The following is an 18369-nucleotide window of genomic DNA, read 5'->3' as shown; positions in this document are numbered from 1 at the left end:
GGAAGTACATATATATGGAATTTGTATTGATGAGTATTAAAATTATAGGAACATTAATAGTTCTTATACTTTTAATGCTCTTACTATTAAAATTTAATGAAAGCAAATTAAATGAGGTAAATTCAAGAAAAACTATAAGAGTAATTGAAAGAACTCAGTTATCAAAAGATGTATCTTTACAAATAATAAAGATAGGAAAAAAAGCATATGTAATGTCAGTATCACCTTCTAAAGGTGAATTTATAAAAGAGCTAACTGAAGAAGAGCTAAATGAGATTGAAGTTTTAAAGAAATTTGAAATTGAAAAAAATAAAGAAGCTTTTAATAATATTATAAAGCCTTTTGGGGAAGTAATAAATAAACTAAAGAAAAGGAAAAATAAATATGAAAAATAAAAAAGCTTATAAATTAATAGTGTTTTTTATAATAGCAATTACTTTCATGATTCCAAAGGAAGCTTTTGCATCGCCACATTTTAATTTATCTGTTAGTAGTGGAGATACTCCAGCAGATTATGTGGATAGTATAAAAATACTTATATTTTTTACAATGTTAACATTATTACCATCATTTATAATAATGTTTACATCATTTACTAGAATAACGGTGGTATTTTCATTATTAAAGAATGCCATAGGAGCGCAGCAATCAATACCTAGTCAAATTTTAGTTGGATTAGCTATTTTTTTAACTATTTTCATAATGCAACCAGTATATACAGAAATAAATGAAGTTGCATTAAAGCCGTATTCAAATGAAGAAATAACTTTTGAGCAAGCACTTGAAAATGCATCTAATCCAATAAAGGATTTTATGTTAAAAGAAACAAGGCAAAAGGATTTGGAATTATTTGTTGATGCCGCAAAGCTTAATAGTGGAGAGTTAACAAGAAAAAATATTCCTTTATACTCTATTGTTCCTGCTTTTGCCATAAGTGAATTAAAAACAGCATTTCAAATAGGGTTTTTATTATTTGTACCATTTATGGTAATAGATATGATAGTAGCCAGTGTGCTTATGTCTATGGGTATGATGATGATTCCACCAACAGTTATATCTTTGGCATTTAAATTGTTATTATTTGTAATGGTAGATGGATGGAATTTAATTATAAAATCATTAATTACAAGTTTTTCGTGAGGTGAATAAAATTGAGTGAAGCGTTATTAAATGGAATAATAAAAGAATCTATAATGACAGTAATAAAGGTGGCAGGACCTTTTTTAGCTGCTGGATTAATTATAGGTCTTATAATAAGTATAATTCAAGCAACAACCCAAATACAGGAACAAACTTTAACTTTTGTTCCAAAATTGTTAGGAATATGTGCAATAGGATTATTTTTAGCTTCTTGGATATCAAAAACTATGGTTCAATATACAGAAAATATATATAATATCATTACTAAGATATCTTAGGAGGATAAATGATAGATTCAGAAATTATTTTTACTGTTATGTTTATCTTCGTAAGGTTATCAGCATTTTTTATAGTTTTTAATATTATTTTTCCAAATGGAACACCAAAGGTACTGAAATTAGCTATTCCAATGATTTTAGCTTTTGCAATTGAACCAACGGTTTCCAATGCAAGTATGGAAATTATAAATAATAATAATAAGCTACTGATATACTTTTTAAACGAAGGGATTACTGGAGCACTTTTAGGACTTGTAACTAAAAGTTTATTTCAAATATTAAAGCTTGCTGGAAGTTGGATTGATCTTCATATAGGATTTAGTATGTTGTCACTGGCAGATGCCAGTGCATCATCAACTACTACTGCCACAGGAAAATTACTTGAATATTGTACTTTAGTATTATTTTTTATAACAGATGCACATCATTTGATTATTAAGTCGTTAATAGAAAGTTTTTCAGTTGTTTCTGTAGGTTCATCAATAATTTCATCAGAATCTATGATGGAAAGTATGCAGATAATAATAGAATATTTCTTTATGGGAATAAAAATTGCATTACCTATAGTTATTATAATTATAATGACAGATATATGTATGGGATTAGTATCTAGAGTAGTTCCACAAATAAATGTAATGATTTTAGGTATGCCTGTAAAGATGATAGTAGGGTTATTAATGATTACACTTTCTATAGCAATAATAAATAAAGTTTTTATAGGTGCTTTAAGTTATTTACCTTCAGTTATAAGAAGAATATTAAATGTAGCTCCTGTAGCACTTATTTTTATGTCAGATGATAAAACAGAAGAAGCTACTCCTAAAAAGAAATCTGATGCTAGAAAAAAAGGTCAAATTGCTAAAAGTAAAGATGTAGGAATTGCTCTTACTACCATAGCAACTTTATTGGTGATTATGACTTTAAGTGATAAGATAATTAATAACTTTAAAGAAATAATAATTTATTATTTAAGCAATGTAGGCTCTATGGAGTTAACAGATGGTTTATTAAAGTCCGTTGCAAGTAATTCTTTAACTAAATTTGCTTCAACAGTTATATTGGTAGCAATACCTATAATGGTTGCAGGAATAATAGCTAGTTTAATGCAAACAGGATTTTTATTAACTGGAGAACCATTAAAACCTTCTTTAAAAAAGCTTAATCCTTTAAATGGTATTAAAAATATGTTTTCTAATAAAAGCGCCTTTGATCTTTTGAAGAATCTATTGGTGGTAACTATTGTTACTTACATTACATATTCTTATATGAAAGATAAGTATAATGATATTCTTCATATATCAACATTAAATGTTTCAAGCATAGGTAGTGAAATAAAACAGATAGTTGTTGGTTTATTTACTAAAATAGTAATACTTTTAATAGTGCTAGCAGCTACCGATTATTTTATTCAATTTAGGTTTCATAATAAAGAGCTTAGAATGTCTAAGCAAGAAATAAAGGATGAATATAAGCAGATGGAAGGGGATCAACAGGTAAAGGCTAAGATAAAGCAAAAACAAAGAGCCATGATAACTCAAGGTATGATGAATGCCGTGGGAGATGCCACTGTAGTTATTACCAACCCAACTCATATAGCTGTAGCTATAAAGTATGAAGATGGACAGAATAATGCTCCTAAATTAGTTGCAAAGGGAATAGATCATTTAGCCATTAGAATTAAGGAAAAGGCAAAGGAAAATGATGTGCCAATAATAGAAAATAAACCTTTAGCAAGAATGATTTATAAAGAAGTAGAATTGGACAGAGAAATACCACAGGAAATGTATCAAGCTGTAGCTGAAATTCTTGTGGCTATATATAAGATGAAAAAATAAGATAATTAAAAGGATTGATGAAATTGGCTATCGATAGAAAGTTTAATTTAAAAGAAAATCTTGATGTGTTGGTGGCTTTTGGGGTAATTGGTATTGTACTTATGATAATAATACCATTACCATCAATAGTTTTAGATATTTTACTGGCACTCAACATAACTTTATCCATTATTGTAATAATGATTACTATGTTTACCACAAGTGTATTACAATTATCAGTTTTCCCAACATTACTATTGGTAGTTACTTTATTTAGATTGGGACTTAATATTTCTTCCACAAGACTTATATTAAGTAAAGGTGATGCAGGAAGTATAATTACTGCCTTTGGTGATTTCGTAGTTGGTGGAAATTATGTTGTTGGAGTTATTATATTCTTAATAATTATGATAATACAGTTTCTTGTTATAACTAATGGGTCTACTAGAGTAGCAGAAGTTTCTGCAAGATTTACATTAGATGCAATGCCTGGTAAGCAAATGAGTATTGATGCTGATTTAAATTCAGGATTAATAGATGAAGCAACAGCTAAAAAAAGAAGAGCTGATTTGCAGTCTGAAGCAGATTTTTATGGAACCATGGACGGGGCATCTAAGTTTGTTAAAGGTGATGCTGTAGCAGGTATAATAATTACTGTAATAAATGTTTTAGGTGGAATTATAATTGGTATTACTCAAATGGGTATGTCAGCTGGAGAGGCAGCTAGTCGTTTTGTTATTTTAACAATAGGTGATGGGCTTGTAAGTCAGGTTCCAGCATTACTTATTTCTACTGCTGCTGGTATTCTTGTAACTAGATCAAATTCAAAAAATAATTTTGGTAAAACTTTAACTACTCAGTTATCAGCTTTCCCAGTGGCTCTTGGAATTGCAGCAGCAATAATGTTTGCTTTTGCAATAATACCATCAATGCCAACAGTGCCATTTGCATTGGCAGGGGCATCTATGGGTGGATTATCATTTATGCTTATAAAGGAAGAGGAAAAGAAACAAGAAGTTGCCATGGTTCAAGAAGTTGAAGAGCAAGAAGAGCAAATAAGAAAAGAACCTGAGAATGTTATGAATTTAATTTCTGTAGAACCTATGGAAGTTGAAATTGGATATGGTCTTATACCTTTAGCTGATGAAAGAAATGGTGGAGATTTATTACAAAGAATAGCTTCAGTTAGAAGACAGTGTGCCATTGAAATGGGTATAATTGTACAGCCTATTAGAATAAGGGATAATTTACAGCTTAAAAATAATGAGTACATATTAAAAATTAGGGGAACAGTGATAGTTTCTTCTGAATTGATGCCAAACATGCTTCTTTGTATGGATCCATCAGGAGAAAGTGGCACTATGCCAGGAATTAAAACTATTGAACCAACATTTGGTCTGCCAGCTGTATGGATAAATGCAGATCAAAAAGAAGAAGCTGAAATAAGAGGATTTACAGTGGTAGATCCAATAACAGTAATGGTTACTCACTTAACTGAAACTATAAAATCTCATGCACATGAATTATTAGGACGTCAAGAAGTTAAGATGATAGTTGATAATATGAAGGAGAAGTATAGCACAGTTGTAGAGGAACTTATACCTGATTTAATGACCATCGGTGAAGTACAAAAGGTATTACAAAATTTATTAAGAGAAAAAGTACCAGTAAAGGATACTGTAACAATTTTTGAATCTTTAGCAGATAATTCAAGAAATACTAAGGATATAGAGTTATTAACTGAATATGTAAGATTTGCTATGGCAAGAACCATATGTAATACAGTAGTAGATGAAAATAGAACTGTTACAGTGATCACATTAGATCCACAAATTGAAAATATAATTGCAAATAATACACAAAAATCTCTGCAAGGATCATTCCCGTCAGTTGATCCAGAAACAACTACAAGAATTTTAGAAAAAATACGTCAAACAATAGATAGTGTTTATTTCTATAATAATCAACCAATTATTTTGGTATCACCTAATATAAGACCGGTATTTAGAAAACTTATAGAAATGGTATTTCCACATGTTATGGTGCTTTCTTTAAATGAAATACCGAATGATGTACAAATAAGAACAGAAGGAGTTGTAGCTTTATAATGATAATAAAAAAATATGTAGTTAAAAATATGAATGAGGCTATGACGAGAATTAGATATGAATTAGGAAAAGATGCAATAATTATAAGTCAAAGAAAAATAAGACAATCAGGATTTAAAAAATACTTTTCACCTAAGCTTATAGAAGTTACAGCAGCCTTAGAAAACACTACAGAACCAATGAAAACACAAAAACCACAAAGTACTTTTGCAAGTAGTGATGTGTTAAAGGAATCTGTTGAAAGTATTAAAGCAATAATGAATAAGGATGTTGTAAAACCTAAAGAAGAGAAAAATGTTCTTGAAGATGAAGTTAAAGAAATGAAGAGTATTTTAAATGAGATATTAAATAATACTAAAGGTGAAGATAATGAAGATTTATTATTAAATTATGTTAATAGTCTTGATTTAAATCCTGTTTATTTAGAAGAGTTTAGAAGAGTTTGGAATGAAGCTGAAGATAAAGAAGAAGCCATGAAAAGTTATTTGTCAGAGGTAGTACAAATATCAAATGAAGATATAAATGGTAGAGTTGTGTTGGTTGGACCTACAGGTGTAGGAAAAACCACCACAATAGCAAAATTAGCAGGAAAATTAGCTCTTATGGATAAGAAAAAAGTTGGGTTAATCACCATAGATACTTATAGAATTGGAGCTGTAGAACAACTTAAAACTTATGCAGAAATAATGAATATACCATTTAGAGTTGTTATAACCATAAAAGAAATGGAAGAAGCAATTAATTCCATGACAGATTTAGATGTGGTATTAATAGATACCACTGGAAGAAGCAGTAAGAATAATATGCAGATTTCAGAACTAAGAGCTTTTGTTCAAAAAGCTAATCCAGATCATACTCTTATGGTTATGAGTAGTACAACTAAAAACAAAGATGTAAAGATGATACTTAAAGGTTATGAGCAAATAGAGTACGAAAAGCTTATTATTACAAAGTTAGATGAAACTTCATCATATGGAATTATACATACCATATTAAAGGAAAGTAATAAGCCGGTAGCTTTTTTAACTACAGGTCAAAACGTACCAAATGACATAAGGGTTCCAAGTAAAGATGAAATTATTAAGCTTATAATGGGAGAAGATTCAATATGATGGACCAGGCAGAAATTTTAAGACAATTAGCTAGTAAAAGTAGTGGATTAAATGAAAAATCAAAAATTATAACTATAACTTCAGGAAAAGGTGGAGTAGGTAAAAGTAATTTTGTAGTAAACTTAGCAATAGCTCTTGCAAAAGAAGGGAAAAAAATATTGCTTTTTGATGCTGATATTGGTATGGGAAATGATGATGTATTAATGGGAATATATCATAAGTACAATATTATGGATGTTATAAATGGTGAAGTTTCAATTGAAAATGGAATTATTGAAGGGCCACATGGAATTCACTTATTACCTGGAGGAACAGGAATAAATAATATTGAAGATTTGACAGAAGAACAAAGAGAAAGATTTATTTCAGAAATAGATAGAATTGATGGATATGATTATATATTAATTGATACAGGTGCTGGAATAAGTAGAACAGTTCTTGCTTTTATTGCTAGTTCTGATGAAGCTATATTTATTTTAACACCAGAACCTACATCATTGACGGACGGATATAGCCTATTTAAAGCACTTAAGCATTTTAAAATAGAAACTCATGTTAATATAGTAATTAATAGAGTTATAAGTGAAACAGAGGGAAAATCAACATTTAATAAATTTGACTTAGCAACTAGAAAATTTTTAAATGGATATCCAAGTTATTTGGGATGTATATATGAGGATAAGCATATTACCATGGCAGTGAGAAATCAAATTCCTATAGTAATAAAATATCCTAAATCTGAAGCAGCAAAATCCATAGTGCATGTATCAGAAAAAATTATGGGTAGAGAAAGTTCTATAAGAGGAAATGGTGCAAAAGGATTATTTAATAAGTTATTTGATATTTTTTCTTAGGAGGAGAGGGAAATGGCCAAGTTTCAATTAAAAATAAATGGAAGATTAGATGTATTATGTATGCAAAAATTATAGCTAACTAAGGAGGGGTAACAATGAGCTGGACTAATATAGATAATAAGGAAAAAATAGTGGAACAATATATTCCTTTAGTAAAATATATTGCGTCTAGAATAATGATTGGAAGGAGTACTTATATAGAGTATGAAGATTTAGTTAGTTATGGAATGATAGGGTTAATGGATGCCATAAGTAAATTTGATCCAGATAAGGGAATAAAATTTTCATCTTATGCATCAATAAGAATAAAAGGTGAAATGATAGATCAGATAAGAAAAGCAAGGCCTATTTCTAAAGGGGCAATGGATAAATTAGCAAAGTATAATGAAGCTATTGATGCATTACAGAATAGGTTACTTAGAGAACCAATCATAGATGAAATAGCTGAATATTTAAATATAACTGTGTCAGAAGTTGCTGATATCGAAAGATATATTAATTTTATGTCAGTAGTATCTTTAGAAGGAATTCTATTTTCAGAAGATGATGAATTAACTGTTATGGGAGTTGTTGAAGATAAAAATAGCCCAAGTCCTCATGATTCTTATGAAGATAAAGAAAAAGTAGAAATATTAGCTGAATGTATTGAAAAATTAAAAGAAAAAGACAGAACAATATTAAATCTTTATTATTATGAGGGCTTGACATTAAAAGAAATAGGTAAAGTACTAGAGGTATCTGAATCGAGAGTTTGTCAGTTACATAGTAGAGCTATTAAGAATTTAAGGGTTATGCTTCAAAAAATAAATTACATAGAGGTATAAAAAGTGATACATATTTTACTTATAGTTATAGGAATAGTTTTAATAGTTGTTAATAGAGATATAAAAAATGAAAGAGCCGATGATGGAGGCTCTTTTGCTAATATTCTAAAAAATGAAGAAAAAGAATTTACAGACTATGATATGAAATTTGTAGATATGAGAAAAGATATGGCGGAAAGTATTCTTGATTTACAAAAAGAAATTCAAGAATTAAGAACTGAAGTTTTTAATATAGAAAATAGTAATGTAAATATAAAAGAGAATATAAAGCAAGTGAAATTAGATAACGATATAAAAAGGGATTGTATAGATAACGATATAATTTCTGAAATTAATTTTAATAATTTAAAGGATAATCATGGTAATGATAGTAAGTTTGAAAATATTAAAATGATGATTGATGAAGGAAAAAGTGATGAAGAAATATGTAGTTCACTTAGTATAGGAAAGGGTGAAGTATTATTAGTAAGAGGATTATACAATCAATAAAAGAAAGTATTTATATATTTAGAGATAAAAAGATTTTAATGGGAATTGGAATTGGGATGATTATATCTACATTAATATTATTTTTATCTGGCACTAATAAAATGTCAAATGCAGAAATAGAAAAAGCAGCAAGAGCTATGGGAATGCATTATGAAGATGAATGTAAGGTTTTTTTTGAAAATGATAATTCTTCAAGTAATGATGCTACTACTAATAGCACCACAGAAGCTAATGAGGAGGATATATTTAATGATTAGAAGTTTATATACATCATTATCATCAATGATTACTTTAGAAAATCAGCAAACATCAATAACAAATAATTTATCTAATGCTAATACAAATGGATATAAATCAGAATCTTTAGTTACTAAGAGTTTTAATGAAGTATACATAGGTAATAGAGAAAATGGTGTAATAGGTAGTTTGAGTTTGGGAGCTGCCATTGACACAGTACAAAAATCATTTACTCAAGGTGGACTTAAAAGTACATCAGATTCATCGGATTTTGCTATAAATGGAAGAGGTTTTTTTGTAGTTCAAAAAGGTAATGAATATTTGTATACAAGAGATGGAGATTTTACTGTGGGAGCTGATGGAACTTTAAAGACTACTTCAGGAGATTCTGTAATGGGAAGAAATATGAATACAGGGATAATGGAACCTATTTTTGTAGGCAATAATCAATATACATTAGGAGCAAATAATATTTTAAATGTTGAGGGATTAGCTAATTATCAAATGGTTACAGCTGATTTTGAAGATTATAGTACATTAAAAAAAGTAGGAGATAATTATTATACAGCAGAAAATCCTATTATGGATTCTGTAGTAAAAACACATCAAGGTTATTTGGAAGGGTCTAATGTTAATGTAACAAATGAAATGGTTAATATGATGAGTACAATGCGTAATTTCCAAAGTAGTCAAAGTATCTTTAAGATGATAGATGGTACTTTAGATTTAGCTGCTAACAGCATAGGTAAAGTGTAGGAGGATATATAGATGTTAACAACATTATGGACAAGTAAATCAGGACTTAATGCCAATCAAGAGAAATTAGATGTAATATCAAATAATATAGCAAATGTAAATACTACAGGATATAAAAAAGTTAATGCAGGTTTTAAGGATTTAATTTCATCTTCGTTAGATGAATGGGGAAATCCATTAAATGATAAAACAGCTACAGTAGGAAGTGGAGTTAAAGCTGGTAATTTTACTAAAGATAATAGCCAAGGTGGTTTACAAGCAACAAATCAAAAAACTGATTTGGCATTAGATGGTGAAGGATATTTTAAAGTGATTTCCAGTAATGGAACAGGGTATTATACTAGAGATGGCAGTTTTAAATTAGATTCTTATGGAAGACTTGTAACTGCCAATGGGAATATTTTAGAGGTTCAGTATGCAAATGGGTATTCACAAAATAATACAGGTCTTACAGCTGATAATTTTACTATAAATAAAAAAGGGGAAATATTTGCAGAAAACAATGGTAACTTTGAAAAGGTTGGAGAAATTGCAGTATATACAGCAGTAGGCAATGATGCATTTACATCTGTTGGAGATAATTTATTTAAAGAGTTAAATGGAGTTCAAGTATATAGAACTCTAGATGCCGATATGTATCAAGGATATTTAGAAGCTTCCAATGTGGATCTTTCACAAGAGATGACGGATATGATAGTAGCTCAAAGAGCTTTTCAATTAAGTTCTAAGGGAATTACAGCTGCTGATGAAATGTGGCAAATGATAAATAATCTTAGATAAAAAATAATGGATAAAATTTAAAATAAATTTTATCCATTATTTTTTAATAAACTATTAATTTAATAAGAGTTTTTTCGACAATAGATATAGAGAGAAATTTTAGATAACAGAGGAAGAAATAATGAAAATTAATCATAATATGGGTGCCATGAACTCAAAAAGAAATATGAAAATTAATAGTAAAATCTCTTCTAAATCAATAGAAAAATTAAGTTCAGGTTTAAGAATAAATAGTGCTGGAGATGATGCAGCAGGTCTTGCTATTTCTGAAAAAATGAGAGCACAAATTAGAGGATTAGATCAGGCTTCAATAAATGCAGAAGATGGTATTTCTTTAATTCAAACGGCAGATGGTGCATTAACTGAAACTCATTCTATAATTCAAAGAATGAGAGAGATTTCTGTACAAGCTACTAATGACACTAATACTGAAAGTGATAGAAAAGCTCTTCAAGAAGAAATGAATGAACTTACATCAGAAATAAATAGAATTGCTAATACTACAGAATATAATACTAAAAAGATATTAATTGGTGGCAATGGAAATGGAGTAAAGCCTATAAAGTTAGATTTTGCAGGTACAGAAGTTACTCACACTAAGGGGAATGATGCTATAACGAAGAATATGAAGGTTGCAATGACATTAGATGCTGGTATATCAAGCAATACTTATCCTCAACCTGATCGTTTTAGTTTTCAGATAAATGGAATAGATTTAGGGGTTACATATGTTTATTTACCTAATGGAAATGTAGGAGATATTACTTATGGAGTAAAAGATCCAAATGGATTTATAACTCAATCACCTACTCCCAATGGTGTAGTTACGGGAGGCCAAATTAAAATTACTAATACTCCCAATGGAACTTTGGAAGCTAAAGATATTGAAAAAGTAGCAGAAGCTACAGCTAAATTAGTTCAAAGTCAAATTGATACTAATCCAGCTTTAAATGGCGATTTTAGAGCATATGCTAAAGGTGGTCAAATTATAGTTGAAGCTTTAGATTCTGGAAATAGTACAGGTACAAATGCAACAATGAATATTACAGGAATATCTTCTGTTAATAAAGCATTTACTGTAACAGATGTTAATACTGGTGGACAAATTGGTGCAGGAGGAACTATAGCAGGGCAAGATATACCAGCGAAGGGAGCTTCCACTACAATAGATTTCTCTAAAGCTGCTGCTACACCAGGTGATATAAAAGATCTTGTAGGGACAGGTATGAGTATTAATGGACAAACTATACAGTTTTTTAATTCAGATGATGGTCCATATATGGGTAAAGCTATAAAAATAGATATAAAAGGTGTAACTAATCCAGAAAAATTAGTTGATGCAATAATAGCTCAAACTCAAAATAAATTACAAGGAGTTGATTTAGCTAAAGATGGTAATAAATTAATCATTACATCTCAAGTAGTTGGAGCAAATAGTAATCTGGAAGTATTTAATGGAAATGCAACTGGAAATGAACTTGAACTAAACCTTCAAGTTGGAGCAAATGAAAATGAATCAGTATTGATTACTATAAATGAAATGACTGCAAAGGCATTAAGATTAGTTGGACCAGGAGATGGGTATAGCAATGAATATAAAGTTAATGATGGAAATGGAAATTATGAGTGTGCATTAGACATAACTACTTCTGAAAATGCTGAAAAGTCAATAAGAGTAATTGATAATGCTATTGGAAGAGTATCTGAACAAAGAGGAATCTTAGGTGCATATCAAAATAGATTAGAATTTGTAGTTAACAATTTAAATAATTCATCTGAAAATGCCATGTCATCTGAATCAAAAATAAGAGATACGGATATGGCTTTAGAAGTTACTAAAAATGCAAAGAGTGATATATTATTACAAGCAGCTCAATCTATGATGGCACAGGCTAATTCTGCACCAGAGCAAATAATACAATTACTTAAATAATTAATAGGTAAAAAAATAAGAGATGCAAAGCATCTCTTATTTTTTTAAGCATTTGTTATTACGTTTGTTACTGGCGGTACAACTTGTTTCTTTCTTGAAAGAACTCCAGGAAGGAAAGCAGTATTGTCTACTAATGTTGCATTGAATGCTTTTTCAGCTATGTCAGATCTTTCACCAACAACAAGAACTTGAGAACCTTCAGTGATTATGTCAGTTAATAATAACATAACCATATCTAATGATGATTCTTTTGCTTTTTCATTCATGTAAGCTAACATTTCTTCTTTTAATGGCATAAATCCATCAATATCCATTGTATTAACTTGTGCTATACCAACTTTGATATCTTCAATTGAGAATGGTTTGTAATCTTGATTGAAGATTTGTTCCACAGTTTTTCCTTTTAATGAAGTTCCTGCTTTGAACATTTCTTTAGCGTAATCTTCAACAGATGAAATACCAGCTATTTCAGCAAGTCTTCTACAGATTTCTTCATCTTGAGGTGTGCAAGTAGGGCTTCTGAATAATAATGTATCAGAGATTATAGCACTACATAATAAACCAGCAGCAGTCTTGGATGGAGTTAAACCTCTTTCAAAGAAGCATTTAGCAACTATTGTAGAAGTACTTCCTATTGGTTCATTTCTAAAGAAGATAGGATTGCTTGTTTGAATATCAGCAACTCTGTGGTGATCGATGATTTCTAATACTTCTGCATCTTCTAATCCATCAACAGATTGACCTCTTTCGTTGTGGTCAACTTGGATAACTTTTTTCTTGTGTTTAGAAATTAAGTGGTATCTAGCAACCATTCCTAAAACTCTACCATTTTCATCAGTTACTGGGTAGCTTCTGAATCTAGTTTGAGCCATAGCATCTTTTATATCGTCCACTAAGTCATCATTAGTAAATGATACGATATTTTCCTTAGCCATTACATATTCAACAGGTACGCTTTGTACAATAAGTCTTGAAGTTGTGAATGAGTCATGAGGAGTAACTATTACAGTAACGCCATTTTCTCTAGCTAAAGTAATGATGTTTTCACATGGTGTATGAGAACCTGTTACAATCATTAATGATACTTTCTTATCTATTAATGCTACTTGAGCTTCCTCTCTATCACCAACGATAGCAATATCTCCATCATTTATATGATCAACCATGCTCTTTGGATCCATAGCAGAAACTACTATTTTGCCTGGGAATGTTTTTAAGTTTTCATTTATATAGCAAGCTGTAGCTGAAAGTGTATCTAATATGTTTTCTAACGTAGTATTGCTTTTTGATAATATTGTGTTGTCCCACATGTCCATGTAGCAAGAAGTTAAATTAGAAACAGAAAGAACACCTAATAAGTGATTGTTTTCATCAGCAACAGGTAATGTCTTCATGTTGTTTTCTTTCATTACATTCCAAGCAGATTTTAATGAAAGTGTAGGTAAAACTGGATTTATTTTATCGAAGTTTAAGTCTTCAACCATAAGTCTTACAGTTTTTAATAATTCTGGAGCTTTAGCACCAAAATAATCAAGAACAAATTGTGTTTCTTGGCTTACGTTACCAAGTCTTACAGGAACAGCTTTTGTATCTCCTGTTAGATTTTTAAATTCAGCATAAGAATATGCTGCACATATAGAATCTGAATCTGGATTTTTATGACCAGTTACATATATTATATCTTTCAAATCAATTGCCTCCTTTGTATTTTCTAAAAATAAGCATATGACAATATTTTATCGCATAAGTATAAAGGTTGTAAATAATTAAAAATGTAAAATTAAAAATCAATGAAATTCATAATTTTTAATTCTTAATTTATATTGGATTTAATATATATTTATAGAAGAGTTATTTTATGGGAGGAGAAGATGTGATTCAGGAAAGAGAATTCACAAGAGGACTAACAACTAGGGAAGCAGAAAAGAGGATACAAACATATGGTTATAATGAACTTAAACATAAAAAGAATAAATCAGCCATATTAATTTTTTTATCTCAATTTAATGATTTTATAGTTTGGGTTTTAATAGTTGCAACAGTTATATCAGGTATAATGGGAGATAAGGCAGATGCAGTAACCATATTAATAATTGTGTTTGTCAATGCTATATTAGGATTTGTTCAAGAGTTTAAGACGGAAAAATCATTAGAAGCATTGCAGGAATTAGCTGCTCCCACATGTAAGGTTATTAGAGATGGAAGTTTAAAAGTAATTACGTCTAGGGAATTGACCTTAGGTGATGTAGTGGTGGTAGAAGCAGGAGATAGAATACCAGCAGATGGTAAGTTTATTGATGCTTCTAATATGGTAGTGGATGAATCATTGCTTACAGGAGAGTCTGTAGGAGTTTCTAAAGATACTACGAAAGATAAAAATCATGGATATATGGGGACAATAATTTTAAAAGGAAGAGGTATGATACTTATTGATGCTATTGGCATGAATACAGAAATGGGTAAAATAGCTAATCTTTTGGATAATATAGAGGAAGAAAGGTCACCACTAAAAGAAAGATTAAATTCATTAGGAAAGATTCTTGTAATTGCCTGTTTAGTTATTTGTGCTGTAGTAACTATCTTAGGAATAATAAGAGGTAATGATATTACTGAAATGTTCTTACTTGGAGTTTCGTTAGCAGTGGCAGCAATACCAGAAGGGTTAGCAGCTATAGTAACAGTAGCATTAGCACTTGGTGTAAATAGAATGCTAAAAAGAAATGCACTTGTAAGAAGACTGCCAGCAGTGGAAACATTAGGGTGTACATCAGTAATATGCTCTGATAAAACTGGTACTTTAACTCAAAATAAAATGACTGTTAAAGAAATCTTTATAAATGGAAGAATATATGAATTAGATAGAGAATTGCCAAGTAATTATGAAATGTTGAAAAAAGCATTTGTATATTGTAATGATACTAACTATGACTATAACGTCAGCAAAGTAGAAAAAGCACTGATGGGAGATCCTACAGAAACAGCACTTATAAGTGCATTTTTTAAAGATGTTAAGGAAATGAAAAACTTTGTGGAAAAAGCTAAAAGAGTTTATGATATTCCTTTTGATTCTACTAGAAAAATGATGACTGTAATAATGAAGGAAGATAATTGTGAGACTTGTTATATGAAGGGTGCACCAGAGAGGGTTATAAATAAGTGTAATTATATTTTAGAAAATGGCAGAGTAAAGCCTATGACCATGGCCAAAAAGAAACAGATATGTTCGTATATTGATATTATGTCCAACAAAGCTTTAAGGTGTATTGCAGCAGCATATAAAAAAGAGGATATAAAGAAATCAGAAGATGTGGAAAATAATTTAATATTTATAGGTGTTGCAGGTAGCATGGATCCGCCAAGACCAGAAGTAAAAGAGGCAGTAATGAAATGTAAGCTGGCAGGAATCAAGCCTGTTATGATAACAGGAGATCACAAAAATACTGCACTGGCAATTGCAAAAAGTATAAATATATGTAATAGTGATGATCAAGGTTTATCCGGAGAAGAACTTGAAAAAATCAGTGATGATGATTTAGAAGAAGCAGTTAAGAAAGTAAGAGTTTTTGCTAGGGTATCACCAAATCATAAGTTAAGGATAGTAAAAGCATTTAAAAAGAATAATAATATAGTAGCCATGACTGGTGATGGAGTTAATGATGCACCAGCTATAAAGGAAGCAGATATAGGTATAGCAATGGGAATATCAGGTACAGATGTAACTAAGGAAGCAGCAGCAATGATACTGACTGATGATAATTTTGCAACTATAGTATCTGCTGTAGAGGAAGGTAGAATTATTTATGATAATATAAGAAAATTTATTAGATATTTATTATCATGTAACTTAGGAGAAGTTCTTACAATGTTTTTAGCGTCTGTATTTTACTTACCTAATCCATTGACACCAATACAAATTTTATTTGTTAACTTGGCAACTGATGGTCTTCCAGCCATTGCTTTAGGAGTAGACCCACCAGATAAGGATATTATGATGCAACAACCACGTAGAAAGAGTGAAGGGATATTTGCTAGAGGTCTATGGGAAAAGATAATAGTTAGAGGATGTCTTATTGGTGTATGTACATTATTTTCTTTTGAGCTTGCAAGGCTTTTTGCTATGGATTTGGCTACTTGTAGGACTATTTCATTATGTACACTTGTAATGTCTCAATTATTACATGTTTTTGAATGTAGGTCTGAAAGGCATTCCATATTTGAAATTAAGATTTTTTCTAACCCATATTTATTGGGAGCAGTATGTGTTTCTGTAATTATGATATGTAGTATTTTATATATACCTTTCTTGAAATCAGTGTTTAATACTGTTTCATTAAATTTAGATCAATGGGCATTAGTATTATTTTTTTCAGGAATAATATTCTTAATAAATAGCGTGTATTTATATATTAAAAGTAAGGGAAAGAAGGAGTATAATTAAAAAGGTTGCTAGATAATATTTTGTATGTAATATACTATTAAATATTATCTAGCTTTCTTTGTTTATAATAAAAGGTTAATAGAACATTATTATGAAATATTTAGTATATACTATAATATAGTTGAAAATATGAAATTAGGAGTATATAATTAAGAAGAATTTTATTATAGCAAATTAAGAAAATAAAGTGCTAATTTTAGACAAGCTTTTATTTTCATGGGAGATATGCATGAAAAAAAATAGTAATATGATAAAAATATTAATGAGTATGATGTTTCTAGTAGCAATAGTAGTTTTAGCTAATACATATTATAAGGAAAAGGAAAATGAAGAAAATATTTATTTAAATAATGGTATAGATGAAACTGAAGAAAATAGTGATTCAGTAAATGAAGAAGTGCAATATGTTGATATTATATCTCTAGGAAATTTAATAATACATCAATCACAAATAGATGGAGCAAAACAAGAAAATTCTTATGATTTTTCGCCGAGTTTTCAATATATTAAGAAAATGATTTTAGATTCAGACATATCAATGGGAATATTAGAGGGTGCTTTAGCAGGTTGTGAACCAAGTGGCTATCCATTTTTTAATTCGCCAGATGAAGTAGTTGATGCTTTAAAAGATACAGGAATTGATATAATTAATTACGCTAATAATCATATTTATGATTATGAAGATGTAGGTTTACAAAGAACTATTGATGTTACAAAGGAAAAGGGATTAGATGTTTTAGGAGTAAAATCTACAGAAAAAGAAAAAAATTATTTAGTGAAGGAAGTAAATGGAATAAAGATAGGATTTCTAGCGTATGTTTTTGAAACATCAATGATTAATGGCCATAAAACAATAAATAGTAATATATTATCCACATATAGTGAAAATCTTATAAATACTTTTAATTATAATGATTTAGAAAGCTTTTATAAGAAAATTGAAAATGAAATATCAGCAATGAAATCAGAAGGTGTTGAGTTTATTATAACATCAATGCATTGGGGAGAAGAATATAATACATATATAGAAGCATCTCAAAATGAAATAGCTAAAAGACTTAATAAATTAGGTGTGGACATTATTTTAGGTGGACATCCCCATGTTATTCAGCCATATGAAATAATGAGAAATGAAAGTGGAAATTCTACTTTTGTAATATATTCACAGGGAAATTCTCTGTCTAATCAATCAGAGCAAGAAATTGGTGTAGCTGAAAGTGAAGATGGAATAATGATAAAGTTTACTTTAGAAAAGAAAGATGGAAATGTATCTTTAAAAGAATATAAGATAATCCCAACATGGGTTTATAAGGAAGAAAAAGGGAATGGAACATATTATCATAAAATAATTCCTGTAGAAGAAGCACTGGCAGATCCAAAGAAATATGGCATAAGTAGTGATGTATATGAAAGGGTAGAAACTTCATTAAATAGAACTAAAGGTATATTAGGCATTAAATAGGCAGTAACTTTACTGTCTATTTTTTAATATGTGATCAGAGAATTGGCAATAACTTGACGGTGAAAGTCAGTTGTGGGCTTGGTATTGGTAACTACTAGCAAAGGATAAAGGTGTCTATGGTGAGGTAGAATCTGAAAGAAGTCT

Annotated in this window: 16 protein-coding genes; 15 read left to right on the top strand and 1 reads right to left on the bottom strand. The window is 29.7% G+C overall.

Annotated features, from left to right (window positions below; genetic code table 11):
• The first annotated feature begins 14 nt into the window (after positions 1 to 14).
• From Q5O29_RS09450 to Q5O29_RS09390, 13 genes are all read left to right on the top strand, one after another.
• On the top strand, positions 15 to 395 hold the full coding sequence (locus Q5O29_RS09450; RefSeq protein ID WP_022212708.1) for a flagellar biosynthetic protein FliO: 381 nt from the start codon (positions 15 to 17) through the stop codon (positions 393 to 395).
• Positions 385 to 1140: a flagellar type III secretion system pore protein FliP gene (fliP, locus tag Q5O29_RS09445; RefSeq protein ID WP_022212707.1), complete on the top strand. Its 756-nt coding sequence runs from the start codon at positions 385 to 387 to the stop codon at positions 1138 to 1140. The genes Q5O29_RS09450 and fliP overlap by 11 nt, the downstream gene beginning before the upstream one ends.
• An 11-nt stretch (positions 1141 to 1151) precedes the next feature.
• On the top strand, positions 1152 to 1418 hold the full coding sequence (locus Q5O29_RS09440; RefSeq protein ID WP_022212706.1) for a flagellar biosynthetic protein FliQ: 267 nt from the start codon (positions 1152 to 1154) through the stop codon (positions 1416 to 1418).
• Positions 1419 to 1426: 8 nt separating this feature from the next.
• Positions 1427 to 3253: a fused FliR family export protein/FlhB family type III secretion system protein gene (locus Q5O29_RS09435; RefSeq protein ID WP_022212705.1), complete on the top strand. Its 1827-nt coding sequence runs from the start codon at positions 1427 to 1429 to the stop codon at positions 3251 to 3253.
• Between the two features lie 23 nt (positions 3254 to 3276).
• On the top strand, positions 3277 to 5340 hold the full coding sequence (gene flhA / locus Q5O29_RS09430) for a flagellar biosynthesis protein FlhA (protein WP_022212704.1): 2064 nt from the start codon (positions 3277 to 3279) through the stop codon (positions 5338 to 5340).
• Positions 5340 to 6452 (top strand): flagellar biosynthesis protein FlhF, encoded by a 1113-nt coding sequence (gene flhF / locus Q5O29_RS09425; protein WP_022212703.1) that lies wholly within the window; start codon positions 5340 to 5342, stop codon positions 6450 to 6452. The genes flhA and flhF overlap by 1 nt, the downstream gene beginning before the upstream one ends.
• Positions 6449 to 7306 (top strand): MinD/ParA family protein, encoded by an 858-nt coding sequence (locus Q5O29_RS09420; RefSeq protein ID WP_022169192.1) that lies wholly within the window; start codon positions 6449 to 6451, stop codon positions 7304 to 7306. The genes flhF and Q5O29_RS09420 overlap by 4 nt, the downstream gene beginning before the upstream one ends.
• A gap of 95 nt (positions 7307 to 7401) precedes the next feature.
• Positions 7402 to 8130: a FliA/WhiG family RNA polymerase sigma factor gene (locus tag Q5O29_RS09415; protein WP_022212702.1), complete on the top strand. Its 729-nt coding sequence runs from the start codon at positions 7402 to 7404 to the stop codon at positions 8128 to 8130.
• A 3-nt stretch (positions 8131 to 8133) separates the two neighbouring features.
• Complete coding sequence (locus Q5O29_RS09410) at positions 8134 to 8619, top strand: hypothetical protein (protein ID WP_022212701.1); 486 nt, start codon at positions 8134 to 8136, stop codon at positions 8617 to 8619.
• Between the two features lie 38 nt (positions 8620 to 8657).
• Positions 8658 to 8876, top strand: coding sequence for a hypothetical protein (locus Q5O29_RS09405; protein ID WP_022169189.1), 219 nt, complete (start codon positions 8658 to 8660; stop codon positions 8874 to 8876).
• A complete protein-coding gene (locus Q5O29_RS09400; RefSeq protein ID WP_022212700.1) occupies positions 8869 to 9612 on the top strand; it encodes a flagellar hook-basal body complex protein in 744 nt (247 codons plus the stop codon). Before Q5O29_RS09405 ends, Q5O29_RS09400 begins: the two co-directional genes overlap by 8 nt.
• 12 nt (positions 9613 to 9624) lie before the next feature.
• Positions 9625 to 10392, top strand: a complete 768-nt coding sequence (locus Q5O29_RS09395) for a flagellar hook-basal body complex protein (RefSeq protein ID WP_022212699.1) — start codon at positions 9625 to 9627, stop codon at positions 10390 to 10392.
• 121 nt (positions 10393 to 10513) lie between these two features.
• On the top strand, positions 10514 to 12325 hold the full coding sequence (locus tag Q5O29_RS09390) for a flagellin (RefSeq protein WP_022212698.1): 1812 nt from the start codon (positions 10514 to 10516) through the stop codon (positions 12323 to 12325).
• 44 nt (positions 12326 to 12369) lie between these two features.
• Here Q5O29_RS09390 and Q5O29_RS09385 read toward each other — a convergent pair whose 3' ends face one another.
• Positions 12370 to 14013, bottom strand: coding sequence for a putative manganese-dependent inorganic diphosphatase (locus tag Q5O29_RS09385; RefSeq protein WP_022212697.1), 1644 nt, complete (start codon positions 14011 to 14013; stop codon positions 12370 to 12372).
• A gap of 185 nt (positions 14014 to 14198) precedes the next feature.
• Between Q5O29_RS09385 and Q5O29_RS09380 the strand changes: the two genes are divergently transcribed.
• Entirely contained in the window at positions 14199 to 16763 is a 2565-nt protein-coding gene (locus Q5O29_RS09380; RefSeq protein ID WP_022212696.1) for a calcium-translocating P-type ATPase, PMCA-type, read from the top strand.
• 229 nt (positions 16764 to 16992) lie between these two features.
• Positions 16993 to 18225, top strand: a complete 1233-nt coding sequence (locus Q5O29_RS09375; RefSeq protein WP_022212695.1) for a CapA family protein — start codon at positions 16993 to 16995, stop codon at positions 18223 to 18225.
• Positions 18226 to 18369: the final 144 nt, after the last annotated feature.

Origin of the sequence: Clostridium sp. CAG:265 (genome assembly GCF_000436575.1) — a bacterium.
GTDB classification, from domain to species: Bacteria; Bacillota; Clostridia; order Clostridiales; family Clostridiaceae; genus Clostridium; species Clostridium lentum.
Note: the sequence above shows the minus strand (reverse complement) of the source record. Positions and strands in the feature narration are given on the sequence as shown.